This window comes from Pedobacter ginsenosidimutans, from assembly GCF_001442625.1.
Taxonomy (GTDB): Bacteria; Bacteroidota; Bacteroidia; order Sphingobacteriales; family Sphingobacteriaceae; genus Pedobacter; species Pedobacter ginsenosidimutans.
Genome location: NZ_LMZQ01000010.1, coordinates 17,170 through 42,969, shown reverse-complemented (window position 1 = coordinate 42,969; position 25,800 = coordinate 17,170). Strand labels below are relative to the sequence as shown.

Here is a 25,800-nt window from a genome sequence, read left to right as displayed (position 1 = left end):
TTTGAGAAGATCATGAGCATTATAAATTTATTAAAGATTGCCTTTAGGGCATTAAAAAGAAATAAGCTCCGTGCTTTTTTAACCATGCTCGGCATCATTATCGGGGTGGCGGCGGTAATTGCTATGATGGCCATTGGTGAGGGCTCGAAACAAAGTATCAGGTCTTCATTATCAGGAATGGGCTCGAACATGATTACCATTATGCCCCAAAGCAATGAACCTGGTGGTGTGCGTTTGCAGGGAAGCAGCATCCAAACCTTAAAACTAGAAGATATTACCGCTATTAAAAAGTTGCAATCCAAAAATATAAACGGTTTATCGCCTGTGGTTTCCACTAACGGACAGGCCATTAAAGGTGGTTATAACTGGCCAACTACCATTACTGGGGTGAGTCCAGATTATTTGAACATCCGCCAATTAAAACTTCAGGATGGTATTCTTTTCTCTGAAAATGATGTAAAAAGCTTTGCTAAAGTTTGTCTTTTAGGTAAAACAGTTATCGATAATCTATTTCCTGACGGAAGTAATCCAATCGGCCAGATTATACGTTTTAAAAATATTCCTTTCCAGGTAATCGGTGTTTTAGTGCCTAAGGGACAAAGTAATTTCGGACAGGATCAGGACGATATTATCCTTGCTCCTTATACTACTGTACAAAAAAGGATTACCGCAACCAATTATCTACAGAGTATTTATGCTTCCGCAACAACTGAGGCTTCGAGCGCCGCTGCCACAACCGAAATATCGGAAGCTATAAGAGAAAGCCACAGGTTAACTACAGCAGAAACAGACGATTTTCAGGTACGTACACAGGCCGAATTAATCAGCACCATCAGTTCTACCAGTAGCATGTTAACCGTTCTTTTAACCGCTATTGCAGGTATTTCACTATTTATTGGTGGTATTGGGATTATGAATATTATGTATGTTTCAGTTACCGAGCGTACCCGCGAAATCGGTCTGCGCATGTCTATCGGTGCCCGCGGACAAGATGTTTTGATGCAATTTTTAATAGAGGCCATTTTAATCAGCATTACTGGCGGAATTATCGGCGTAGTTTTGGGTGTGAGTTCAGCATACCTCATCTCCTATTTCTTAAACTGGCCAATTTTAATTGCTGAATCTTCAATTATTATTTCCTTTGTTGTATGTGCTATTACAGGTGTTTTCTTCGGGTATTACCCTGCAAAGAAAGCATCAAATTTAGATCCGATCGATGCGTTAAGATACGAGTAGCATCAAGTATCCAAACGAAAATATCGTCATCCCCGCGCAGGCGGGAACCTTAAAATATTTCGCATTTACCTTGAAATAAATCCGATAGTTATCGGATCAGCGTGACGAAACACATTAAAAAAACATAATAAATAATAACTTAGCGATGCAAAGCGCCAAAGAAAAAATAATGACGATTAATTTCTCCAAAAAGTGGATAAAAATTACCCTGCACATTCTGGTATGGGTGGTTTTGATCACTTTGCCTTATATTATTAATGTTAACCGAAGCCGTCCTCCTCACCCAATAAGCAGTTACGACGAAAACCAGTTCCTGCGATTAAATTTCATCAGTTACTTTTATTGGATTGCCATATTTTATTTAAATCATAAGGTTTTAATTCCATCATTTTTCTATAAAAAGAAATATCTGTGGTACGGCTTGTCATTTATCGGCTGTTTACTTTTGGCAATTACCATTCACTCCATATTATTCAGAGTTTTACTGCCCAATTTTGATTTCAACCTCGGCAGAACGCTTTGGTTTAACACACCGACTTTTTTATTAACCATTGCCGCCAGTACCGCCTTTACCATGATTTCAGACCGGATCAGTGAAGAAAAAAGAGCTTTGCAGCGCGAACAGGAGAACATGAAAACCGAACTTTCGTTTTTACGGTCACAGATCAGTCCACACTTCATTTTTAATGTTTTAAACAACATTGTGGCACTGGTAAGACTAAAAAGCAATGAATTGGAGCCAACCGTAATGAAATTATCTGGTTTGATGCAATATATGTTATATGAAACCGACGAAGAAAAGGTCTCCATTAAAACTGAAACCGAATACCTGCAGGCTTATATAGATCTGCAAAAACAGCGTTTCGGCAAAAAAGTAGTTATAGAAACAAACATTGATATTGAAAGTGAGTTTGACGAAATAGAACCTATGTTACTGATCCCATTTATCGAAAATGCCTTTAAACATGGGGTTGGGATGATTGAAAAACCGCAGATTTTTGTTGATTTAAAAACAGAAGATGAACTTTTGGCGTTTACTGTTCGAAATAAATTTAGCGAAGATGAGAATGAGGTAAAAGATGCCGCATCTGGCATTGGCCTTGCGAATGTAAGCAGACGCTTAAACTTACTCTACGGTAAAGATCATCAACTGGAAATTGAGAAAAAAGATGGCTGGTTTAATGTTTACCTAACTTTAAAATTAACAGCATGATAAAATGTTTAGCCATTGATGATGAGCCCTTAGCCTTGCAATTACTGGCTGATAACATTAGCCGTATTCCATTTTTGGAACTGGTGAACAGCTGCGATGATGCTTTTGTTGCCAATAAAATTATGCAGGAACAATCGATAGACCTCATTTTTATCGATATCCAAATGCCAGGTATTACGGGTTTACAATTTATCCAGAGTTTGGTTAAAAAGCCAATGGTAATTATTGTAACTGCCTATAAACAATATGCTTTAGATGGTTTTGCGCTCGATGTGGTAGATTATTTAATGAAACCGGTATCACTCGACCGTTTTATGAAAGCATGTAATAAAGCAAAAGATCTTTACGAACTCAAACAATCAGCAGAACATAACAACCTACCCAAACAGGATTATATGTTTGTAAATGTGGGCTACAGCTTGATGAAGATCAATTATAATGAGATTACTTACGTAGAAGGACTCAAAGATTATATCCAGATCAATATTTCAACAAGTCCGAAAGCTGCGGTGGTGCGCATGAGTATGAAAAGTATAGAAGAACAACTGCCCGCTTATTTCGAGAGGATCCACAAATCATTTATCGTAAATATCAACAAAATAACATCCATTAGAAAAAACGCTTTATTTATAGCGGATAAGGAGTTGCCTGTAAGCGATAGCTATAAACAGGTAATTGAAAAGTTATTAAAATAAAGGCATTTATCATGTATATTGTAAGCCTTTAGCACCTTACATGAACTATCTATTATTCGGCATCGCAGCCATAATACTTTTAATGATATTTGCTCTTTTTGATGCGAGAAAAAAGAAAAAGCAAATTTTAAAAGACCTTAAAAACAGCTGGGGAAAAGAAAAAACAGAACCTATTAATTTCAATAAGGCAAGTTGGTATTCAACCTATGTAAAGGAAAAGGTATTCCATACACTTTCTTACCAAACCATGGCCGATATCGATTTCGATCAGTTATTTGCGAAAATAGATCGTACCACAAGTAAAATTGGTCAACAATTCCTCTACAATAAACTTGCAAAACCAACTAGTAACCTGGAGGAGCTTGAAAAGTTAAAAGATCAGGCCGATTTTTTTACCACACACCAAGAAATCAGGGAAAAAGTCCAAACCGAACTTATAAAATTAAACAGTAACGAAAGTTACTCAGTAGTACTATTGTTAAATGATAAATTGGTAGAAAAGCCAGCCTGGTTTAGATGGCTTTCTATAGATCTGCTCATTTTAGCAATCTTATTGATTTTATCCATTAAAGTTTCAGTCTGTTTAATATTGGCACTTCTGTTGATTACATTTAATGCCACTTATTTAAACTATTGGAATAAAAAACATTTACTTATTTTCACCAAATCACTCTCACAGCTTAATATTTTGATTAATGTTTCGAGAAAACTGGTAAAAGAAAAAATACCATTTGAGGCTGATAAAATAAAAAACGCTATTCCGATGTTCAGGAAATTTCAGCGAAGAATCGGCATTCTTTATCAGGATTTCAGTCAGAATAATCAAGGCGATTTAAGTCAGGTGCCACTTTACCTGTTCGAGATTATTAAAGCAATCTTCTTGATCGAAATCTTTACTTTTTTCAAGTTGATCAAGCTCATCGAAAACAATCAGAATGATATTTTAAATCTTTACCAATATGTTGGATCGATAGATATAGCAATAGCTGTAGCCTCATTAAGGGAAAGTGAACAGATCTGCGAACCCCAATTTACCGAACCACATAAAGGAATTGAAATAAAAGGTATTAGGCATCCCCTAATTAAAAATTGTATTGAAAATGAAGTAAAGTTAGATCAGAAAAGCATGTTGATTACTGGTTCAAATATGTCTGGCAAATCAACTTTTCTCCGTACTGTTGCAATCAATTCATTATTGGCTCAAACCATTTATATTTGTTTTGCAGAATTTTATAGCGCACCATTTTTCAAGTTGCACACTTCAATAAGAATCGACGATAACTTGTTTCAGGGTAAAAGCTATTTTTTAGAGGAAGTTGACGTAATGTCGACATTGATTGAAGCAGTTAAAAATCCTGATCAGAATCTTTTTATTCTGGACGAAGTATTTAAAGGTACCAATACGATAGAAAGGATTGCTGCAGCCAAAGCCATATTGTCGCATTTAAACCGTGAGCAAAATTTAACTTTTGTGGCTACACACGATATCGAATTATCTAATATGCTTGCAGAAGAGTATGAACTTCATCATTTTACAGAAACAATAACCGATAATGAGCTTATTTTTGATCATAAATTAAAGGAAGGTCCGCTTAAAACCAAAAATGCAATCAAAATCCTCGAAATGTCTCATTATCCAAAAGAAATTATTGAGGAAGCCTTGAAGATCAGTAAAGATTTGAGTTCTTAAAATCCATTATATTCTGAACCTAGTGAAGCACCTATAACTAGCTATTGGGCATCGAAACGGTCTTATACCTGTAAAAGCCTTTGTTTATAAACCTTATTGGAGTGTAAAGCCCGTAAACCCGATCCTTCATCGGGTGCGGACTTGTAACGGAAAGAAGGACTGAATTATCCGATGGAGTACTGACTTTCATTTTCTAATCGCCTAAAATTTCTACTAATAGATCTCTCCACTACGTTGCACTACAGTCGAGATGACGGTTCTCGATAGATCAATCCTCTAAACCGTCTTCACCTCATCCTCACTATAATCCTTAATATCAGTAATATAACCGTTTATCAAAAGAAAATCGAATAAAGGTTTTGCCTCTGGCGTAACGGGCATATTTGCCGTGGTAATTACCTGATTGGTCTTTTTATCCAGGAAAGGATAAGCAAATAACCGCACATTGGTGTTAAACATATCGTTCACATAGCTTAATAACTGACCTGAATAATTTTCTCCGGTAAAATTTTTAGAATTGAATACAAATTTTAAGTTGTTGATGTTTGTTGCCAAGCCAACACTTTTAGGTTTGCACCTTGCCAAATATTTCGCCAGGCGGTTGTGGCGGGTAAAGTTGGATACGATCACGATGTTACCCGTATCGCACATTTCCTGTGCTCTTTTAGCTACTGTTTCCAGGTCGATATCATCAGGAGTTTCTTGTCCATCTGTTAAAACGTTAGTTAACAAAACCTCTATCATTACCGCTAGGTTCCCTTCCTCTACCTTGTTTGTACGTTTAAACTGATCGGTAGCTTTATTAAAAAGGTTAAAGTTAGGTAATGATTTCTGACCATATTTGGTCCTTAAAATCATGATATCCTTTTTGTACAAAAGATCTTTGGCCTGGCGGGGGTGCGCATCTGCATCGAAAATTGCTGCTGCCGAGAAATCCTTCATAATCATATACAGATTAAGCAGGATATTATCTACACCTGGAAAAGCCGGCCCTTTTACCGAAATCAAATCGATTTCTACAGATCCGATGGTTAAGTTATCAGCTAAAGATTCTACCATCAATTTTGGATCCTGATAATGGTAAAATGCTGCATAAAGTAGGTTAACACCAATTATCCCTAAAACACGCTGCTGCATGTTTACATCTGTATCCAACAAACGTACGTGGAAAAATATTTCATTTGGTGAGCCACCTGGCTCGCTCTGGAAACGAAGACCAACCCAGCCATGAGGCTCGTTGGTACGTTTATAATTCAGGGTAGTAACAGTATCAGCGAAGGCGAAAAACGTACGGCTTTCGTATTTTTCGCCCGATAAACGCTCATTGAGTAAACCGAATTCGTGATCGAGCATCTGCAAAAGGCGGTTCTGACTTACATAACGGCCATTGGTTTCTGCTCCATAAATAGCGTCGCTAAAAGTCATGTCGTAAGCCGACATCGTTTTGGCGACTGTTCCAGATGCTGCGCCAGCATTAAAAAAGTTTCTAGAAACTTCCTGTCCCGCTCCTATCTCGGCAAAGGTGCCATAAATTCTCGGGTCAAGGTTTATTTTAAGTGCTTTACGCTTTGTATCCAGAATTTCTCTCTCCATGCCGCAAAAGTACGAAAAATGAGATTAAGGTGATTTTAAGAATGTAACTTAAAATCAATCTAAATACTTAAGCGGCTGCAAGGCCTTAAGGCAACGTCATTTCGATCCGATAGCTATCGGATGAAGCGCAGCGGAATGGAGAAATCTAATATCTTTATTCAACTAGACAGATTTCTCCTCAGAAGGAGTTCCTTTGGAACACTGCGGTCGAAATGACGACCTCACTTAAAAAAATAAGGTTAATGCCATCCAGCATTAACCTTATAAAACCTAAACTTAAACTATTATGAAATCTGCATCAGTAATCAATCACACTTACCTCAAACTCAGCTGATGCAAGATTCATAACCTTTGAAAAAAACTAAACTATTATGAAAAATCCTCTCTCGAGAATATCTTTATTACGATACTACAATTTCTTTGTGCTGTAATTTAGCATCGTCTTTTTTGCTGATATTGATCGATAAAATACCGTCTTTGTATTCAGCAGTAATATTATCGCCATCGGCACTATCTGGTAAATTAAATGATCTTGCAAATGAGCTATAATCAAATTCTTTACGTGTAAAATCTTTAGCTACCTGGGTTTCGTCTTTTTTAACTTCTGCCCAAACAGAAAGTGTGTCTTTTTTTAAATTGATCTGAAAATCTTCTTTCTTTAAACCTGGAGCAGCCAACTCAATTACATACGCAGCTTCATTTTCGTAAATGTTCACATTTGGCGATTTATCAACCATTTTGTTTTTAGTTACTGCATCGCTAAACAATGAATCAAAAACATTGTTAAAGTAAGGAGCTGTGTTACGGGTTCTGTTGTTAAAATTTACTAGTGTCATATCGCTTATTCTTTATTTTTTTAATTTTTAAATTGATAATACACCATATTCAACTTACATACCAAACCAAAAATTTATGATATTCAAGACATTTTGGCAAAATAAATCCAAATCAAAAGACAAATTGGCAGAAATAAAGGATTTTTCAGACAAATTCAACTATAAAACCAATATCCATTTGCGCTTTATTGATTTCGATATGATGGGGCATGTTAATAATTCCATTTATTTTACCTACCTCGAAATTGCCAGAACCAAATATTGGGAAGAAATTATAAAATGGGACTGGAAGAAAACCGGAATCGTAATTGCTCACGCAGAACTTGATTATATTCTACCGATTGTAATGAATGATAAAATTGCTATTCATGTAAAAACATCGAGGATTGGCAATACCAGTTTTGATCTGGATTACCAGATTGTGAAAATAAAAGGGGCTGAAGAGGTAATCTGCAGTAAAGGCAAAACCGTTTGTATTGCGGTTGATTACGCCACAGGCAAACCGACCGCCATTCCTGAAGAAGAAAAGCAAAAGATGCTCGGTTTTGAACAGCTGTAAAAAAAACGGAGATCGTCATCTCGACTGCGTTGCACTCCGCTCGAAATGACGACAATTTTTAATGTTTCCTAATAACTAGAAACATCAGGCATAATTTTGCCAGGATTTAATATCCCATTCGGATCGAAAACTTTTTTAATACCCCGCATTAAATTAAGGTGGATTTCTGAATACTTGATTGGCATAAATTCTTTTTGCACCAAACCGATTCCGTGTTCACCAGATAATGTACCACCTAAAGCGGTTGTTAATTCGAATATTTCGGCAATGCCAAATCTGAGTTTGTTTTTCCAGTCTTCATCGCTCATTCCAGCTTTAATGATATTTACGTGCAGGTTTCCATCACCGGCATGACCATAACAAACACTTTCGAAACCGTATTTTGCACCAATTTCTTTGATGCCATTGATTAACTTAGGTAAAGCCGCACGCGGAACAACGGTATCTTCCTCTTTGTATACAGAATTGGATTTTACCGATTCGGCCATCGTTCTTCTCATCCGCCAGAGTTCTTCTTTTTGAGAAGCGGTATCTGCAAATAAAACTTCCGTACAGCGATGCTCTTCTAAAACAACATTGGTTTTCTCGCAGTTTTTAAAGATATCATCCAAATCATCCCCATCGAACTCAATCATCAATAAAGCAGCAACATCATCTTTTAAATCGAACTTAATATCATCAAATTTAATTACCCATTCCACTCCTTTCCGCTCCATAAACTCTAAAGCCGATGGCGTTACCCCTGCCCTAAAAATTGCAGAAACCGCTGCGCATGCATCTTCATTCGTGCTAAAAGAGCCCATCATTAAAACCGATTGACTAGGTTTAGGTAATAATTTGGTAACGATTTTAGTTACCACGCCCAAAGTACCTTCCGAACCGATCATCAGCTGGGTTAAATTATAACCTGATGCATATTTAAGGGTATTTGCACCTGTCCAAATGATATCTCCATTTGGCAAAACCACTTCGAGATTGAGGATATATTCACGTATTGTTCCATATTTCACAACCCTTGGCCCACCAGAACCATGGGCTACATTGCCACCAATAAAACAAGATCCCTTGCTGCTTGGATCAACAGGGTAAAGAAGTCCTTTTTCGGCCACAGCATTGATGAATTCTTCGGTAATTACGCCTGGTTCAACAGTTGCCTGAAGGTTTTCAGTATCAATAGCTAAGATAGCCTTAAATTTTTCCATCGATAAAGAAACACCGCCGTAAATTGGTAGAGCGGCACCGCTTAAACCAGTACCACCACCACGTGGCGTTACAGGAACATGATGTGCGTTACAGATTCTAAGTAAAGCAGAGACTTCTTGGGGAGAAGTTGGTTTCACCACAACTTCGGGCTGGAAGCGTAGGTCTTCCGTTTCATCGTGACTGTAATTATCTAAACTTTCTACATCAGTAAAAACTTTATCTGCTCCTATTGCAGCTTTAATTTCCGCTAAAATTTCGGGATTGATCTTCGTAAAATTCATTTTATTTTGCTGATGTATAAGACAATTTAACAAAAGAGTGCCCAATTTGGCCAGGCATAGGTGGATTTAGTTTTTCAATACTCACGTTTACGATTTCAACAAAAGGATACAATTCGATAACTTTAGAAATAATATTCTTCAAAACCGTTTCTAAAAGCTTTTGAGTATGTTTCATTTCCTCCAGGATAATGTGATTCAAGTCTTCGTAATTAACCGTCTGTGCCAGTTCATCATCAAAACCCTGGGGCGTAAATTCTGTTACTAAATCCACAACAAAATGATTTCCAATAAGTTGCTCTTCCGGATAATACCCATGTAAGGCAAAGCACTTTACATCTTTTAACGCTACTGTTTGTTTGAAATGGCTCATTTATGTTCTGTAAGCTGCAAAATTAAATTTTTATTCACGAATATAATGCCCCTTGTCGTAAATTGTTACCTTTGAAATGAACGCGATTTCATAACCAGATAACACGAAATTACATGAGCAAATCAGTAAAAAAGGACCTGTACGAGGCACCAGACTATTATTTATTGGATGAATTGTTAACCGATGAACATAAATTAATTCGTGCAACGGCCAGAGATTGGGTAAAAAAAGAAGTAAGCCCGATTATTGAAGATTATGCGCAAAAAGCAGAATTTCCAAAACACCTAATTAAAGGTTTGGCTGATATTGGTGCTTTCGGACCAACTATTCCCGTTGAATATGGTGGTGCAGGATTAGATTATACCGCTTATGGAATTTTGATGCAGGAAATTGAACGCGGTGATTCTGGTATACGTTCCACAGCCTCTGTGCAGGGTTCGTTGGTGATGTATCCTATTTATGCTTATGGTACTGAAGAACAACGTAAAAAATACCTGCCGAAACTGGCGAGTGGCGAAATGATGGGCTGTTTTGGATTAACAGAACCTGATCACGGCTCTAACCCTGGCGGAATGGTAACCAATATCAAAGATGCAGGCAGCCACTACATTTTAAACGGCGCAAAAATGTGGATCAGTAATGCACCATTTGCCGATATCGCAGTGGTTTGGGCAAAAGATGAATCTGGAAAAATAAGAGGATTAGTTGTGGAACGCGGAATGGAAGGATTTTCGACTCCAGAAACACATAATAAATGGAGTTTGCGGGCTTCGGCAACCGGTGAATTGGTTTTTGACAATGTTAAAGTACCTAAAGAGAATATTTTCCCTGAAATCAGCGGATTAAAAGGTCCGCTAGGTTGTTTAAACCAGGCACGTTATGGCATTGCCTGGGGGGCTTTAGGCGCAGCAATGGACTGTTATGATACCGCTTTGCGCTATTCGAAAGAACGTGTACAGTTTGGAAAACCCATCGGGGCTTTCCAGTTACAGCAAAAGAAATTGGCCGAAATGGTGACCGAAATTACCAAGGGGCAGCTGTTGGTTTGGCGTTTAGGCGTATTAAAAAGTGAAAACAGGGCTTCCGCAGAACAAATATCAATGGCCAAAAGAAACAGTGTAGAAATTGCCCTCGATATTGCACGTAATGCACGCCAAATGCTTGGCGGAATGGGAATTACCGGAGAATACTCGATTATGCGCCACATGATGAACTTAGAATCGGTAGTAACCTACGAGGGTACACACGATATACATTTACTGATCACCGGGATGGATGTAACCGGATTAAACGCATTTAAATAAACTATTAATTAAAATATGCTAATTAAAAACGCTCTCAAAAAACTTATTCTACTTGTTTTAGCTTTTTGGATCAATATATCTTTTGCCCAAAAAAATAATTTTTTCATTTCCAAAACTGAACCACGGTGGCTACAAAAAGTAAAAACTGTTGATAAACGGCCGGCAGCAAGAGATATTCAGGATGGTTGGTATTTATTTCTTTATGAGCAACAAACCAATATAGAAACATCAGAAGAATACGAGCATGATATCCGTGAGATTATTTCAGATACAGGTGTACAAAATGGCTCTGAAATATCGGTTACCTTTGATCCATCTTACCAGAAACTTGTTTTTCATAAAATAATTATCTGGAGAGATAACAAACCTATTGATAAACTTAACGCCAGTAATTTCAAAATTATCCAGAATGAGAAAGAGCTCAATAAATTTATTTATAGCGGAACATTTAATGCTTATTTGATTTTAGATGATGTCCGAAAAGGAGATAGAATTGACTTTTCGTACACTATTATAGGAAAAAATCCAGTTTTCGATTCGCGCTACAGCAACATCATTTATTTTGAAGGCGGAAGTCAAATCTCAAATGTTTATGCTAGCCTGCTTTTTAATAAGAAACGCGATATACAACTCAAAAACTTCAACTTTGTTCCTCCTCTAAAAACTACGGAGACAGGTGATTTAAAAATATACCAATGGCAAAGCCAGGTATCTAAAACTTTCACCAGTTACGACTATGAACCCGATTGGTACAACCCTTACGGACGGGTTCAAATCAGTGAATACCACAGCTGGAAAGACATAGTAGATTGGTCTGTACGTTTAAACACTTACGACTTAAAAAGTTCAGTCATCCTTAATGCTAAGGTTAAGGAGCTAAAAACTAAATCAAACAACAATCCAGAACAATATTTACAACTTGCTACCCGGTTTGTACAAGACGAGATCAGGTACATGGGGGTAGAAATGGGACAGTATTCCCATCGCCCAAATTCTCCTGAAAAAGTTTTAAGACAACGCTACGGCGACTGTAAAGACAAGTCGCTTTTACTCGTTTACCTGTTAAAAAATATGGGTGTACAGGCCTATCCCGTATACATAAACACCTATCTAAAGAATAAAACAAAAGAAAGGTTACCCTCAACAGGCGCATTTGACCATGTTGTGGTATTAGTTGAATTTAAGAATAAAAAAATCTGGATTGATGCAACCATGTCTGATCAGCGTGGACCTATAACAGAAAATTATTTCCCTTACTCTGCAAGTGTTCTGGTAATAAAACCTGGCAACGACAAACTTGAAGAGGTTAAAAGCAATCCCAAGGGAAAAATTGATGCCACTTCAATTTTTAATGTACCGGATACAATCCTGGGTAAAAAAGCGACTCTCCAAATTAAAACAGTCTACATACACAATTGCGCCGATCAGATCAGGGCAGATTTAAATAGTGATGGGACAGATAAACTAGAAAAGGATTATTTAAGTTATTATTCAAAATTATACCCTGGTATACAAACTGTAAAAAACATAACTGTTAAAGACGATGAGACCAACAACATTGTTTATTTAACTGAAAATTATGAGATTGACAACATTTGGGTAAGAGACGATTCACTTTCTAATAGATTTGACATCTATTTTTATGGTGATCTGATCAGCAATGATTTAAGAAAACTCAAAAAATCGCGTGATGTACCGATGGATCTTGTTTACCCATGCAATATCAATCAAAAACTAAAAATCATTTTCCCAGATAATTGGGACCTTAAAGACAATAAATTTAGTGTTGATCGACCTAGCTATAAATTTAATTACACGCAGAAAAGCGAATCAGATACTTTAACAATAAATTATAACTATCAAAACTTAACCGATGAAATTTCGGGTGCCGATACCAAACAATACATTAAAGATAGAAGCAATATAATGGATAAACTGAGCTACAGTTTATATTGGGGTAATGACTATGAGACGGAAAATGAATCGGATTTAAATTACTGGATGGTAACTTTATGCGTATTTGTTTTCATCATAATGATGGGTGTGTGCGTATTTATCTATACCCGAAAAAGACCGTTTGACCTTGAAGAAATAAAAGATGCTCCAAAAATCGGTGGCTGGCTCATTGTTGCAGGCATTGGAATTGTGGTTTTACCGTTTACCTCGCTATTTACTATAATTAAGGCAGAAACATTTAGTCAAACTGTTTGGGATAACCTTGATCGTTACGATAGATTTACAACGTTCATTTACCAACTCTGTTTGCTTATGGAAGCGGCATTAAACATGTGTATGATTGCATTTAGCATACTCGTGATATTTTTATTTTTTAACCGCCGAAAAATATTTACAAAATATTATATAGGACTGAAAATAGCCGCTATTATTGTCGCCATTCTAGATTTCGCATTTCTGTTTGCAATGGGTAATCATATAGGTAATCAACTCTTTACCGCCTCAGATGCTACTGCGTTAATTAGAAAAATAATCATTTATTCGCTTTGGATAGCTTATTTTATTAAATCTACCCGCGTAAAAAGTACCTTTGTATTTACGTATCCGGCATCAGCATGGAGAACGGCTGTGATTAAAGACATAAATGAGAACTTCAGGATTAACAACCTGAAGATTGAAGAAGCTATACCTGATAAGCTAGAAAGAATAGATATAAAAGAAAATGAAAGATTTTAAAAAATATACCTACATACCTGCCCCACCAGAAGAAGTTTATTTAGCCCTTACCAAAGAAACCAGCATAAAACTATGGACTGGCGCTGAAGTAGAGTTTGAAGAATTGCCAGAAACTGAATTTTCTTTCTGGGATGGAGATATTACAGGCAAAAATATTGAGTTTGTTTACGGTAAACAGATTGTTCAGCAATGGTATTTTGGAGAAGAAAACGAACCTTCTATTGTAACCATAAAACTTCACGAAGATAAAAAAGGAACTTCACTAGAATTTAAACAAACCAATATCCCTGATGAAGATTATAAAGATTTTACAGATGGGATCCAGGAATATTTCTTGGGAGGTTTGGTAGATTTCTTTGACGAATAAACAAAAAACTAAAAATGAAAAATCAAATTATCGCTCTTCCTTCTTTACTTTTTCTTATCACATTTACTTCATGCACATCTTTGCTTACCCCAGCTATACTAGGGAATAACATGGGCTATATGCCAAAAGCAATGGGTGCAGACAGTGTTAAAACATTAACAAATGTATCAGCAAGTTATGCTGGTTCTACTTCACCAAGCGCTGGTACGGGTTTCGAATTGGGAATGGCAAATATAAGCCAGTCGCATACTTTCAAAAAATCAAACATTTCTTATGGTATTTTCGCTTATGCTGGAAAAGCATCAGGCGGAGACAACGACAACAATGCAGAGAATTTAAAGAATTATCTTCCATCCTTTCAAAAATCGATCAGTGGCTTTGGTTTAAGATTTTCTGCTGGCTTACACAACACCTCAGCTAACGGAAATACAGATTTCAGGTACATTAACTTTGAAAATGCACTTAGCTTCGAAGGTGGAGCTTATACCAAATTTAGACAAGAAGTATACAGCAACCCTATTCCAGATTACGTAGCGGTAACAAATAGAAAGGTACTTTGGACAACAGGATTATCTACCGAAGTAATCTGGAGAGCTAGAAATGACCACGATATAAGGCACGCATTTAGATTTTTTCTTGGTGGCACACCTAATTTTGCAAATAGTTTCAGATCTGGCGTAAAAGCTTACGATGAAATTAACGGGAAAAATTCATTCGGTTGGGTTTTTAACTATTTCTTGTACATCAAGCGATTTTCTTTTTCTTATGAAATGGCTGACAATGTTAATTATGCGCAAAAGATAAGTCTCGGTTATTCATTTCAATAAAACATAATCGACCTGATGCTGTTCTGATATAAATAAAATATTATGAACAGAACATTAGGAATTATTTTAATCGTTTTGGGTATTGCTATGCTCATCTGGACTGGCTTCTCTTACACTAAAAAAGAAAAAATTGTTGATGCTGGCCCCATTCAAATATCTGCTGATAAAGAAAAATCTGTCAATTGGCCTCCTTATGCAGGTGGTATTATTCTGGTAGCTGGTGTAATTGTATTTGTAGCGTCGAAGAAGAAATAATTGATTTGTCATTCTGAGCCTGTCGAAGAACTTTGAAGCATTTCGACAGGCTCAATGTGACAATTTATATCTCGTAACTATAAACCGATCTTATTGCATCCCTTAAATTATACTTCGAAGCCATCACCTCTCCATAGGCGCCAGCACTACGGATGGCAAAAATATCACCTCTGAAAGATTCTGGCTGCTCCACTTCTTTACCAAAGCAATCGGTACTTTCACAGATGGGCCCCACAATATCGTATTTAACGATTTCGGACTTCGAACCCGTTGCTCTGGATTGACTAAGATTTTCGATTTTGTGATATGCTTGATATAAGGCTGGGCGCATCAATTCAGTCATACCGGCATCTAAAACCACGAAGTTTTTCTTCTTTCCGTTTTTAATGTAAAGTACACGGGTAATCAATGAAGCCGATTGACCAACCAATGCCCTGCCCAATTCAAAATGTACTTCCTGACCAGGTTTAACAGTCAAAAATTCATTAAAAATCTTAAAATAAGATTCAAAATCAGGAATCTGGTGATCAGGATTGTAATAATCGATACCTAAGCCGCCACCAACATTTAATACTTTTAGGCTAAAACCTTTATCTTCAAACCAGGCTGCAAATTCGTTTACACGCACACAAAGGTTTTTGTATACATCCAAATTGGTAATCTGCGAACCAATATGAAAATGGATACCGATAAATTTCAGGTTTGGTGATGCTTTTAAAGTTTCGGCACATTCTGGCAAATCCCAGGAGTTGATGCCAAATTTATTTTCGTCTAAACCAGTGGTGATGTTGTGGTGGGTATGTGCATCCACATTAGGATTAATACGGATAGCCACCTGAGCTGTTTTACCTTTTTTACCGGCAAGTTCATTTAGCACTTCTAATTCCTGGATAGATTCTACGTTAAAGCAGAAAATATCAAGATCAAGGGCTTCGTTTATTTCTTTATCCGATTTACCTACTCCGGCAAAAACGATTTTTTTGTGATCGAAACCTACTTCAACCGCTCTTCTCACCTCTCCTGCACTCACGCAATCTGCACCGAAACCAATTTCTTTAATCTGGTTTAACAGCACGCTATTGAAATTCGCCTTTAGTGCATAGTGGATATGAAATTGATATGGAGCCGCTGCATCTGCGCAGGTGCGCAAGGTTTTTTGCAACAGATCAGTATCATAGTAGTAAAAAGGCGTTTCTATATTGTTAAACTTTGATATATCTTTATCGGCGAACATGTTCAAATTCCTTATTATAATTTTAATTTTATTCTTTGGTCTAATTTATTTAGGTAACTACCTGGATTTAAAGCATGGAAGAATTACCCAGAAACAATACAATGGAAAAATCCGGTTCTTTATCGTGTTACTTTTCATTGTGCTGTTCCTCTTATTTATCAAAAAATGAAGATAGCAGCCGCCATATTTATTATTCTTATCCTTTCTGCAGGATTGTATAACTCTTACAAAAAACATAAAAACGGTTTGCTACCGGCAAGCTTTCTGGCTTTTCACTTCCTTATAGGCTTTCTAGTGGCTGTAGGCACTTTTTTCCTCTTATTCGAATAATCTATTGTGCAGGCTTCTTAAAGCTTCGGTTTTATACTCACTTAATATTAAAAGCGAAACGTTGTAGTTGCTTCCACCGTAAGAAATCATACGGATCGGAATGTGTTTTAAACCCTCTAAAACCCTGCTGGCGAAACCATGCTTCTCCGAACCGAAATCGCCCACTACACATACAATACTGTGATCGGTATCTACTTCTACTGTCCCGAAACTTTCCAGTTCTTCAATAATTTGAGGTAAATGGGCTGTTTCATCGATGGTTAACGATACGGCAACCTCAGAAGTGGTAATCATATCGATCGGTGTTTTATAACGCTCAAAAACTTCAAAAACCCTGCGTAAGAAACCATAAGCCAACAACATACGGCTCGATTGGATGCGGATTGCCGTGATGCCATCTTTTGCTGCTATTGATTTAATTTTTCCTTTTTCGCTATCGTGGGTAATCAAAGTACCTGCAGCTGAAGGCTCCATCGTGTTTAACAAACGAACCGGAATTTTATATTTCTGTGCCGGGAAGACCGATTGAGGATGCAAAATCTTTGCTCCAAAATAAGCCAGTTCAGCTGCTTCATCAAATGATAACCGGGCAATTGGCTTGGTGCCTTTAACAATACGTGGATCGTTGTTGTGCATACCGTCAATATCAGTCCAGATTTGAACTTCTTCTGCTAGAATAGCTGCTCCCAACAAAGAAGCAGTATAATCGCTTCCTCCACGACGCAGGTTATCCACTTCACCAAAACTATTACGGCAGATGTATCCTTGTGTGATGAATAATTTATTGTCTTTATGCTTCTCTAAAAGCGGCGTTAGGTGTTTTGTAGTGAAAGGAATATCAGGTTCGTTATCTTCATCCGTTTTCATGAAATCTAAAGCCGGCAATAATATCGATGGTACACCGATTGATTTTAAATAGATATGGTATAAAGTTGTAGATAACAATTCACCTTGTGCTAACACCACTTTTTCTTCAATTGAAGTAAAAATATCATTCGCTAAGCCAGCTAAGAAACCGAAATGATAATCGATCACTTCATTTCCCTGCTCCTGAAATTCGGTAGCAGGCAATAACTCAACAACAAAAGTTTTATATTTCTGATATAGATTTTCGACGCACTCGCTTCCCTTCTTCTTATCTCCAGCTAAAAAATAATTTGCAATTTCTACTAAACTATTTGTAGTACCAGACACGGCTGATAATACTACAATCTGCTCTTCATTTGGATTAACGATATCCAACAACTTCGTCATGCGCTCAGGACTACCTACGGAAGTACCCCCAAATTTTAATATTTTCATTTACTTGCTTATTGTTTTTAACGGTAATGAAGCTATCATAATTTATTTATTTACTTTTGGCTATAGAAAATTATGATGTTTTCATTTTTAAATACTGGAATATGTAATTTTCTTTATTATTGTATCGGGGCGTGAAATTAAACAAAAGCAGCTTAAAAGCAACACCCTCAACAAAATAAAATTTGGATGGGCTGAAATAAATACGTTTCAACCAAACATCATTCATTAAAATTTGTTCAACACCAGATATTAAATTTAAAAAACAGCTCAATGCAGGCAATTGACCAATCAACACAAGCTACAATTAATCAGTGGTTAAGTGGAAATTATGATGAAAATACCAAGGCAGAAATACAGGCCCTTGTAGATAAAGATGCAACTACCGAATTAACAGATGCATTTTATAGAAGTTTAGAGTTTGGAACAGGTGGTTTACGCGGCATTATGGGCGCGGGCTCTAACCGTATAAACAAATACACTATTGGAACGGCTACACAGGGATTAGCCAATTACCTAAACAATAAGTACCCGAACGAAAAAATCAAGGTTGCCATTGCCCACGATAGTCGCAACAACTCTGATTATTTTGCTAAAATTACAGCAGATGTTTTCTCAGCAAACGGGATCCACGTTTATTTCTTCTCTGCATTAAGACCAACTCCAGAACTTTCTTTCGCTGTACGCCATTTTGGCTGCAAAAGCGGTGTAATGTTAACAGCCTCGCATAATCCTAAAGAATATAACGGTTATAAGGCTTATGGTGCTGATGGTGGCCAGTTTACTTCTCCTGATGATAAATTGGTGATCGATGAAGTGAATAAAATTAAAAGCATTGACGAAGTTAAATTCGACCGCGTTGATGCCAATATCGAACTGATTGGCGAAGATGTAGATAAACTATATTTAGATGGAATCACTGCACTTTCGATTTCTCCGGAAGCCATTAAAAGACAGCACAATTTAAAAATTGTATATTCTCCTATCCACGGAACTGGAATTACCCTGGTACCAAAAGCTTTGGCTCAGTTTGGTTTTACAAATGTAACCCTGGTTGAAGAACAAAGCACGCCAGACGGAAATTTCCCTACCGTAGTGTATCCAAATCCAGAGGAAAAAGATGCATTGACATTGGCGATGAATAAAGCAAAGGAAATTGATGCTGATTTAGTTTTGGCTACCGATCCTGATGCTGACCGTGTAGGTATTGCAGTAAAAGATAATAATGGCGAATGGGTACTGCTTAACGGCAACCAAACAGGCAGTTTATTAATCAATTACCTATTATCAGCCTGGCAAGACAGCGGCAAATTAGATGGCAATCAGTTTATTGTGAAAACCATTGTAACCTCTAACCTGATCGAAGAAATTGCCAAAAAGAAAAATGTAACCTACTATAATACCTTAACCGGGTTTAAATACATCGGTCAGTTAATGACGGAGTTAGAGGGTAAAAAATACTTTATTGGTGGTGGAGAAGAGAGTTATGGTTATTTAATCGGCGATTTGGTACGCGATAAAGATGCGGTGGTTTCTGCGGCTTTTATCTCTGAAATGACTGCTTATTATAAAGATAAGGGCGCAAGTTTATACAATGCATTGTTAGATATGTATGTAGAATATGGCCTTTATAAAGAAGACTTAGTTTCACTAACCAAAAAAGGAAAATCAGGTGCTGAAGAAATTAAAGCCATGATGGTTAAATTCAGAGAAAACCCTCCCGCAACATTAGGCGGATCAAAGGTCTCAGTGTTAAAAGATTACGAATTAAGCCAGGAAACTGATTTAGCAACCGGAAAAGTAAGCAAACTGGATTACCCAACTTCTGATGTTTTACAGTTTATTACTGAAGATGGCAGTATTGTTTCTGCGCGTCCGAGCGGAACCGAACCGAAAATTAAATTCTATTGCAGTGTAAATGCGCCATTAGCTGATAGAAAAGATTTTGATTCAGTTAACGCACAACTTGGCGAAAAAATCAAAGCGGTAATGACTGATTTACAGGCATAGTTTTATCTCTTTTGAGATAAAAAAGATAAACACAGATGAATGATTTTCATCTGTGTTTTTTTGTGATTTAATCATTGAAGTTTTTGAAAAAATTGGCCAAGATAATGTTGCTATTTCTGATAAGGATTTTAAATTTCTGGAAAACTTCAAACTATACAAAGTTTAAACCTACCTCCTAGAAGTAAGAAATTTGCGTCTTTCTTATTTTTTCTTTGCTGCAACCAATTTCTTTAATACTTTTGCAGCGCAATACCATGTTCAAAAAAATCTTAATATATCTTATTATTACATGTACCGTTTCTAACGGGGCCATGCAATTGGTAATCTATTCTGGTTATAAAATGAACAAAGAATACATCACAAGTGTATTTTGTATCAATAAAGAACATCCTGAATTGCATTGTGATGGGCAGTGTTTCTTAGCTAAAAAACTAAAAGAGCTTGAGGGCAAAAACAAACAGGCTCAGGAAAACCTTAAAAGGGTTGCAGAGGCTGAACCAAGATTTCAGACCATTGCATTAAACCACCATCTCCCCTATTTTATTATCACTTCAGAAAATCTTTACATCGAAAAACCGGTAAAAGATCTTTCCATCTCTATTTTTCATCCACCGAAAACGGTTTAAGTAAATCTTTTTATTTTGCGATCGTCACCTTGTTCCCGATAAATCGAGGTCAGGGGCTACCATGTATATTTCAATAAGATGCTGAAATAAATCCGATAGCTATCGGATCAGCATGACGATCCTATTAAAATTTTCTTAAATACTTTTTACTTATCCAATTTTCTTAAAATGAAATTATCACAATACTTTTTGGCATTGTTATGTCCTATTATACTATTATCCTCTTGTAAAAAAAGCACCGACGAAGTTGCTGCAGATACCAAATCTACCTTCTCTATTGAATTCGAAAATCAGGTAAACGGAAGTCCTTTGGTTTTAAACACCACAACTTACAAAAATGCCAAAGGCGAAGATTTTAAGATCAATGTATTTAAATACTATGTAAGTAATATCAAATTGAGCAAGGCTGACGGCACCACTTACCTCATTCCTGAAAGTTATTTCTTAATTGACGCTTCGAAAGCAGAATTAACTAACATCACGCTAAAAGATGTACCAACAGGCAATTATACCAAAATAGAATACACCATCGGGGTTGATTATGCCCGTAATTTTGCTGGTGCACAAACTGGTGCCCTAGATCCGATCAACGGCATGTTCTGGACTTGGAACAGCGGTTACATATTTGTTAAATTAGAAGGAACTTCACCACAATCTCTCGCACCTGGAAATACACTTACCTTCCACATTGGTGGCGTTACCGATCCAAACAATACCATTAGAACTTTTGCTACGGAGATTAATGCGGCAAACCCGCTTCGTATTAGAACAGATGGCAAACCGAATATGCACTTCATTGTAAATGCTGCTGCATTATTTACAGGTAAAACCGATGTGAGTTTTGCTACTTTGAATATGACTATGGGTGGGGCAAATTCCGTAATTGTAGCCAACAACTATGCAAATGGACTATTTCGTTTAGATCACATTCACAACTAAATGTTAAGGAAAATAACTGTCTTCGCAATGCTTTTTTTAAGCATTGCGTTGATGTATGCCTGTAGTAAGAATGAAGACGAGGTAACACCGGAAGAAAAGAAAATTACCTTTTCGGTTCCTGCCAACTTCCCTACTCCGGTATACAATTTCGAAGATAATAAATTAAGCAATGCAGGTTTTGCACTGGGCAAGAAGTTATTTTACGAAGCCCGCTTATCGGCCGATAAAAGCGTTTCATGTGGAAGTTGTCACCAGCAATTTGCTGCTTTTACACAACTTGATCATAAAGTGAGTCATGGCGTAAATAATTGCCAGGGAAAACGGAATACGCCTCCACTTTTTAATCTGGCCTGGCAAAAAGCCTTCTTTTGGGACGGTGGTGTAAAAAACATCGAAACTTCTCCGCTTAATGCCATTACCGATGCCTGCGAAATGGGTACTGATATACAAACAATCGTTGCGTTCCTGAAAAACACGGCTCCTTACCCTGATTTATTTAAGCAGGCCTTTGGTTCAACAGAAATCAATTCGCAGCTGATTTTAAAGTCGATTAGCCAATTTACGGCAGTACTGGTTTCGGGCAATTCGAAATACGATAAAGTAATGCGCAAAGAGAGCGGCGTTTCTTTTACCTCTGCAGAATTGGCGGGTTACAATCTGTTCAAAGAAAAATGCACCTCCTGCCATGCAGAACCATTTTTCACTGATTTTTCTTATCGCAGTAACGGATTAGACCTGGTAAGTACCGATGAAGGGCGTTCACACATTACCGGCGTAGCTTCAGACTTTGGAAAATTCCGGGTACCTACTTTACGCAATATCGAATATACCAGCCCATACATGCACGATGGACGCTTTTACAGTTTGGACGAGGTTTTAGAGCATTACAATTCTGGCGTAAAAGCCTCAGCAAATCTTGATGTACAATTGAAAAATGGCATCCTTTTAAATACCACAGAAAAAGAGCAGATTAAAGCTTTTCTAAAAACATTAACAGACAATGAATTTATCAAAAACACATTATACAGCGAGTCGTAAACTATTGATTTTAGTTTTCATACTCATGAGCGGTCAGGTTTTCGCCTGCGATATCTGTGGCTGTTTTATGGGCATCACCCCTTATTACAACCGCAATAGCATCAGCGTTTTATACCGTTACCGTTCGTTTAGCGGTTACGAAGGACAATCGCATTCATTATTCCCGAATGGAGGAAATTTCTTTATCCCAGCGCGAAGTCAGGACTCACCAATAACCAATCATGCGGGCAATCCAGATGATTATGAACTTTACCGTTCTTTAGAGGTTAGAGGCAAATATTTCATCAATAGTAAACTGGAAATCAATGCCATTTTACCCTATGTATCCAATAGTGAGCGCTATAATGGATATACTTCCTCTATTTCTAGCCTGGGTGATATTAATCTGTATGCAGGTTACCATCTCGTGCAAAAGCTTGAAGATAATTTTAAACAACAATTGATTGCTGGGGCCGGTATAAAATTGCCAACAGGTAAAAACGATTTTAAAAATACGGCAGGTATCCGTTATTCATCCTTGATGCAGGCCGGAACAGGAAGTACCGATGGTTTTGTATACCTGAACTATATGGTGGGCTTGGGCAAATTTGGGGCGAGTTTAAATACCTCGTACAAGGTTAACGGAACCAATAGCCGCGATGAAGGTATTGCTAACAGCACGACCAGTTTCCTAAATATTTTTTATACCCAAAGGGTTGGTAAGGATGTTCAGGTTATGCCATCAGCGCAGTTTTTTTATGAATATTCTGGCGGAGAAAAATACCAAGGCCAAAAAACCGGAGAACACGTCATGAATAACCTGATGGGCGGTGCAGGTGTAGATGTTTTTTATAAAAATGTAGCACTAAACGCTGGAGTACAAAAAAACATTTGGGAAGCTGAAACCGATCACCCAATGAGTGCCGGAAAGGTTTATGTTGGAATTACTTATAATTTTTAAATCACAGTGTATGAACAGATTAAACATTTTGTTGTTAAGCATAACAACAGCGCTTCTTTTTTCCTGTAAAACGGAACCTGATTCAAAAGCGATACGCCAGGAAGTACTGAACATCCACGATAAATTAATGATTGATGGAGAAAAAGTAATGAAGAATAAAATGAATTTAGATAAGCTCCTGCTTTCAGATCAGATTAAACTTGCTCAGGATTCAGTTCAAAAAAAACAAAAAATCAATGATTTAATTATACGATTAAATGCTGCCGATGAAAAAATGATGGATTGGATGCACTTCTTCAAAGACGATTTTAAAGGAAAAACCGAACAAGAAGATCTTGATTATTACAAATCGGAAATGGTGAAAATAAGAGCCGTTGAAGATGATTTTATCAAGATTACGAGAGAATCAGATTCGTTGATAAACGTATATCAGGTTAAATAAAATAGTCCGGAAGTCAGAGGTCCGAAGTTTATGAGCATACCAAAACGTTGGTCTTCGGATACCAGACTCCATGCTTTCAAAGAAATTTGTAAATTAAAAAGAATTCAAAATGAAAAAATTAAATTTCGCAATAATCCTAATTGGATTAACAACCTTGTCATTAAAATCAAATGCGACACCAATAATCAATGTGTCACAAATAAGCCCTATCGATTCTGCAAAGAAAGCAACGGTAGATCCAGTCTGTAAAATGAAAGTAAAAGCTGAAACAGCTAAAATTACCGTTTACAATAAAGTTACCTATAATTTTTGTTCAGAAAGCTGTAAACAGAAATTTGCAGCAGAGCCGACGAAATACATTCATAAGTAAAGTCAGAAGACCGGAGCCGAAAAAACATTTTGAACATTCAGACCTCGGTCTCCGGACTCCTGACCTCAGACTTTTCAAACAAATAACCTTCTAGACCAAATTACCTTGTATATTTACACTTTTAACATAAAATCATGAATAAAATTACTGCTTACATCGCAACTTGTCTGCTAGTTGTTTCCATATTTACCGCATGTAAACAAGAGAGAAAACTTCCTTTTTATGGCGAACGTCATGCCGAAACCGTTAGAGATGCAGCTGGAATAGAGAAAATTGACACTGTTTACCAAACTATTCCAAATTGGTCTTTCTTAAATCAAGATAGTATAGTAACAACAAATAAGGCAACAGATGGTAAAATCTACATTGCTGATTTTTTCTTTACTTCTTGTACCACCATCTGCCCTACCATGCACCGCAACCTAATGACGGTTTACAATGAATTTAAAACCAATCCGGATGTGATGTTTGTATCACATACCATCGATTTTAAATACGACAGACCTCACGTGCTGAAAAAATACGCCAAAAAACTAGGTGTAGACGGCCCAAAATGGCTATTCCTTTATGGCAGTAAAGACAGCGTTTATACCCTGGCAGAAAAAAACTATTTAGTAGCTGTTGGTGAAGATAGTACGGCAAAAGATGGATATATCCATCAAGGATACCTGGTTTTAATCGATAAAGACAGACGGATCCGTGGTGCTTATGACGGCACTAAAGAAGAGCAGGTAGAACAATTGAAAAAGGATATTCCGGTTTTATTGGCTGAATATAAAAAGTAATAATCTAAATCGTCATTTCGATCCGATAGCTATCGGATGAAGTACAGACCCGAACTTTCGGGAGAGAAATCTATATATAGTCAATTAAAAAGTTCTCGACTCCATTTCATTACGCTCGAAATGACGATTTTACAACAAAACTCCATGCGCAAGTACATCATCAATTCAATCTTTTTCCTTTTTATTATAGGCATCATTGTATCTTGCCAAAACCAAGAAACAATCGATCTGCAGAACTACATGTCGAACGGAAAAGATATTTATAAAGCCAAGTGCCAGAATTGTCACGGCGAAAATGGTGAAGGATTGGGTGAGCTTGCACCTCCATTAACCGATTCGGTATTTTTAAAAACAAACAAAAACCGCTTAGCTTGTTTTATCAAAAACGGTGCGAATGAATCTTTGATTGTCCACGGAAAAGAATACAAAGAAAAAATGCCCGCTTTCCCTGAACTTGCTGATATTGATGTAGCACAGGTAATGGTTTATATCACCAATTCGTTTGGCAATAAGCAGGGATTTGTGCCTTACTCGGAGGTTTCAAAAGATTTGCAGAATTGTAAATAAGCAGATTCTAATTATTTTCTATTTCGGCTATTTTTCTTTTACAGAGTACGTCACCCTGAATTTATTTCAGGGTCTTAAATATTAATACAGATGCTGAAAT

General features: G+C 37.0%; 25 protein-coding genes. 19 read left to right on the top strand and 6 right to left on the bottom strand.

Going from position 1 to position 25,800, the window contains the following annotated elements:
- Window positions 1-12: 12 nt before the first annotated feature.
- The 4 genes from ASU31_RS14745 (at window position 13) to ASU31_RS14730 (ending at window position 4,834) form a co-directional block, all read left to right on the top strand.
- On the top strand, window positions 13-1,236 hold the full coding sequence (locus ASU31_RS14745; protein ID WP_057933062.1) for an ABC transporter permease: 1,224 nt from the start codon (window positions 13-15) through the stop codon (window positions 1,234-1,236).
- A gap of 145 nt (window positions 1,237-1,381) precedes the next feature.
- The gene (locus tag ASU31_RS14740; protein ID WP_057933061.1) at window positions 1,382-2,449 is read left to right on the top strand and encodes a sensor histidine kinase; all 1,068 of its coding nucleotides are present in this window, start codon (window positions 1,382-1,384) and stop codon (window positions 2,447-2,449) included.
- Complete coding sequence (locus tag ASU31_RS14735; protein WP_057933060.1) at window positions 2,446-3,144, top strand: LytR/AlgR family response regulator transcription factor; 699 nt, start codon at window positions 2,446-2,448, stop codon at window positions 3,142-3,144. Before ASU31_RS14740 ends, ASU31_RS14735 begins: the two co-directional genes overlap by 4 nt.
- A 40-nt stretch (window positions 3,145-3,184) precedes the next feature.
- Window positions 3,185-4,834: a MutS-related protein gene (locus ASU31_RS14730; protein ID WP_057933059.1), complete on the top strand. Its 1,650-nt coding sequence runs from the start codon at window positions 3,185-3,187 to the stop codon at window positions 4,832-4,834.
- A 276-nt stretch (window positions 4,835-5,110) separates the two neighbouring features.
- Here ASU31_RS14730 and ASU31_RS14725 read toward each other — a convergent pair whose 3' ends face one another.
- The gene (locus ASU31_RS14725) at window positions 5,111-6,427 is read right to left on the bottom strand and encodes a hypothetical protein (protein ID WP_057933058.1); all 1,317 of its coding nucleotides are present in this window, start codon (window positions 6,425-6,427) and stop codon (window positions 5,111-5,113) included.
- Between the two features lie 401 nt (window positions 6,428-6,828).
- A complete protein-coding gene (locus ASU31_RS14720) occupies window positions 6,829-7,263 on the bottom strand; it encodes an Hsp20/alpha crystallin family protein (RefSeq protein ID WP_057933057.1) in 435 nt (144 codons plus the stop codon).
- A 76-nt stretch (window positions 7,264-7,339) separates the two neighbouring features.
- Here ASU31_RS14720 and ASU31_RS14715 point away from each other — a divergent pair, with 76 nt between their 5' ends.
- Entirely contained in the window at window positions 7,340-7,822 is a 483-nt protein-coding gene (locus tag ASU31_RS14715) for an acyl-CoA thioesterase (RefSeq protein ID WP_057933056.1), read from the top strand.
- A gap of 68 nt (window positions 7,823-7,890) precedes the next feature.
- Here the strand turns inward: ASU31_RS14715 and ASU31_RS14710 are convergent, their stop codons facing one another.
- Window positions 7,891-9,306 carry an FAD-binding oxidoreductase gene (locus ASU31_RS14710; protein ID WP_057933055.1) on the bottom strand — a complete coding sequence of 472 codons (1,416 nt, stop codon included), beginning with the start codon at window positions 9,304-9,306 and terminating at the stop codon, window positions 7,891-7,893.
- A gap of 1 nt (window position 9,307) precedes the next feature.
- Window positions 9,308-9,676, bottom strand: coding sequence for a dihydroneopterin aldolase (folB, locus tag ASU31_RS14705; RefSeq protein WP_057933054.1), 369 nt, complete (start codon window positions 9,674-9,676; stop codon window positions 9,308-9,310).
- 113 nt (window positions 9,677-9,789) lie between these two features.
- On the opposite strand from folB, the gene ASU31_RS14700 reads away from it, so the two are divergent.
- From ASU31_RS14700 to ASU31_RS14680, 5 genes are read left to right on the top strand one after another with little or no spacing between them, the layout of a single operon-like run.
- Window positions 9,790-10,980 (top strand): acyl-CoA dehydrogenase family protein, encoded by a 1,191-nt coding sequence (locus ASU31_RS14700; protein ID WP_057933053.1) that lies wholly within the window; start codon window positions 9,790-9,792, stop codon window positions 10,978-10,980.
- Window positions 10,981-10,995: 15 nt separating this feature from the next.
- Window positions 10,996-13,671 carry a DUF3857 domain-containing protein gene (locus tag ASU31_RS14695; protein ID WP_057933052.1) on the top strand — a complete coding sequence of 892 codons (2,676 nt, stop codon included), beginning with the start codon at window positions 10,996-10,998 and terminating at the stop codon, window positions 13,669-13,671.
- Complete coding sequence (locus ASU31_RS14690; protein WP_057933051.1) at window positions 13,658-14,038, top strand: SRPBCC domain-containing protein; 381 nt, start codon at window positions 13,658-13,660, stop codon at window positions 14,036-14,038. Before ASU31_RS14695 ends, ASU31_RS14690 begins: the two co-directional genes overlap by 14 nt.
- A 14-nt stretch (window positions 14,039-14,052) precedes the next feature.
- Window positions 14,053-14,865 carry a hypothetical protein gene (locus ASU31_RS14685; protein WP_157258024.1) on the top strand — a complete coding sequence of 271 codons (813 nt, stop codon included), beginning with the start codon at window positions 14,053-14,055 and terminating at the stop codon, window positions 14,863-14,865.
- A gap of 42 nt (window positions 14,866-14,907) precedes the next feature.
- Window positions 14,908-15,120, top strand: coding sequence for a YidH family protein (locus ASU31_RS14680; protein WP_057933049.1), 213 nt, complete (start codon window positions 14,908-14,910; stop codon window positions 15,118-15,120).
- 64 nt (window positions 15,121-15,184) lie between these two features.
- Here ASU31_RS14680 and lysA read toward each other — a convergent pair whose 3' ends face one another.
- Both lysA and ASU31_RS14670 read right to left on the bottom strand, forming a co-directional pair.
- Complete coding sequence (gene lysA / locus ASU31_RS14675) at window positions 15,185-16,354, bottom strand: diaminopimelate decarboxylase (protein ID WP_057933048.1); 1,170 nt, start codon at window positions 16,352-16,354, stop codon at window positions 15,185-15,187.
- 318 nt (window positions 16,355-16,672) lie between these two features.
- A complete protein-coding gene (locus tag ASU31_RS14670) occupies window positions 16,673-17,986 on the bottom strand; it encodes an aspartate kinase (RefSeq protein WP_057933047.1) in 1,314 nt (437 codons plus the stop codon).
- 270 nt (window positions 17,987-18,256) lie between these two features.
- Here ASU31_RS14670 and ASU31_RS14660 point away from each other — a divergent pair, with 270 nt between their 5' ends.
- The 9 genes from ASU31_RS14660 to ASU31_RS14620 all read left to right on the top strand — a co-directional run bounded on the left by ASU31_RS14660 (window position 18,257) and on the right by ASU31_RS14620 (window position 25,700).
- The gene (locus ASU31_RS14660; protein ID WP_057933045.1) at window positions 18,257-19,993 is read left to right on the top strand and encodes a phospho-sugar mutase; all 1,737 of its coding nucleotides are present in this window, start codon (window positions 18,257-18,259) and stop codon (window positions 19,991-19,993) included.
- A 254-nt stretch (window positions 19,994-20,247) separates the two neighbouring features.
- On the top strand, window positions 20,248-20,619 hold the full coding sequence (locus ASU31_RS14655) for a hypothetical protein (protein ID WP_057933044.1): 372 nt from the start codon (window positions 20,248-20,250) through the stop codon (window positions 20,617-20,619).
- Window positions 20,620-20,787: 168 nt separating this feature from the next.
- Entirely contained in the window at window positions 20,788-21,558 is a 771-nt protein-coding gene (locus ASU31_RS14650) for an MbnP family protein (RefSeq protein ID WP_057933043.1), read from the top strand.
- 27 nt (window positions 21,559-21,585) lie between these two features.
- A complete protein-coding gene (locus ASU31_RS14645; protein ID WP_245224542.1) occupies window positions 21,586-22,596 on the top strand; it encodes a cytochrome-c peroxidase in 1,011 nt (336 codons plus the stop codon).
- Window positions 22,559-23,536, top strand: a complete 978-nt coding sequence (locus tag ASU31_RS27715) for a transporter (protein WP_167346187.1) — start codon at window positions 22,559-22,561, stop codon at window positions 23,534-23,536. The genes ASU31_RS14645 and ASU31_RS27715 overlap by 38 nt, the downstream gene beginning before the upstream one ends.
- Window positions 23,537-23,546: 10 nt before the next feature.
- Window positions 23,547-23,978: a hypothetical protein gene (locus ASU31_RS14635; RefSeq protein WP_057933041.1), complete on the top strand. Its 432-nt coding sequence runs from the start codon at window positions 23,547-23,549 to the stop codon at window positions 23,976-23,978.
- A 109-nt stretch (window positions 23,979-24,087) separates the two neighbouring features.
- On the top strand, window positions 24,088-24,348 hold the full coding sequence (locus ASU31_RS14630; RefSeq protein WP_057933040.1) for a YHS domain-containing protein: 261 nt from the start codon (window positions 24,088-24,090) through the stop codon (window positions 24,346-24,348).
- Window positions 24,349-24,482: 134 nt separating this feature from the next.
- Complete coding sequence (locus ASU31_RS14625) at window positions 24,483-25,133, top strand: SCO family protein (protein WP_057933039.1); 651 nt, start codon at window positions 24,483-24,485, stop codon at window positions 25,131-25,133.
- A gap of 144 nt (window positions 25,134-25,277) precedes the next feature.
- Window positions 25,278-25,700 carry a c-type cytochrome gene (locus ASU31_RS14620; RefSeq protein ID WP_057933038.1) on the top strand — a complete coding sequence of 141 codons (423 nt, stop codon included), beginning with the start codon at window positions 25,278-25,280 and terminating at the stop codon, window positions 25,698-25,700.
- The last annotated feature ends 100 nt before the right edge of the window (window positions 25,701-25,800 follow it).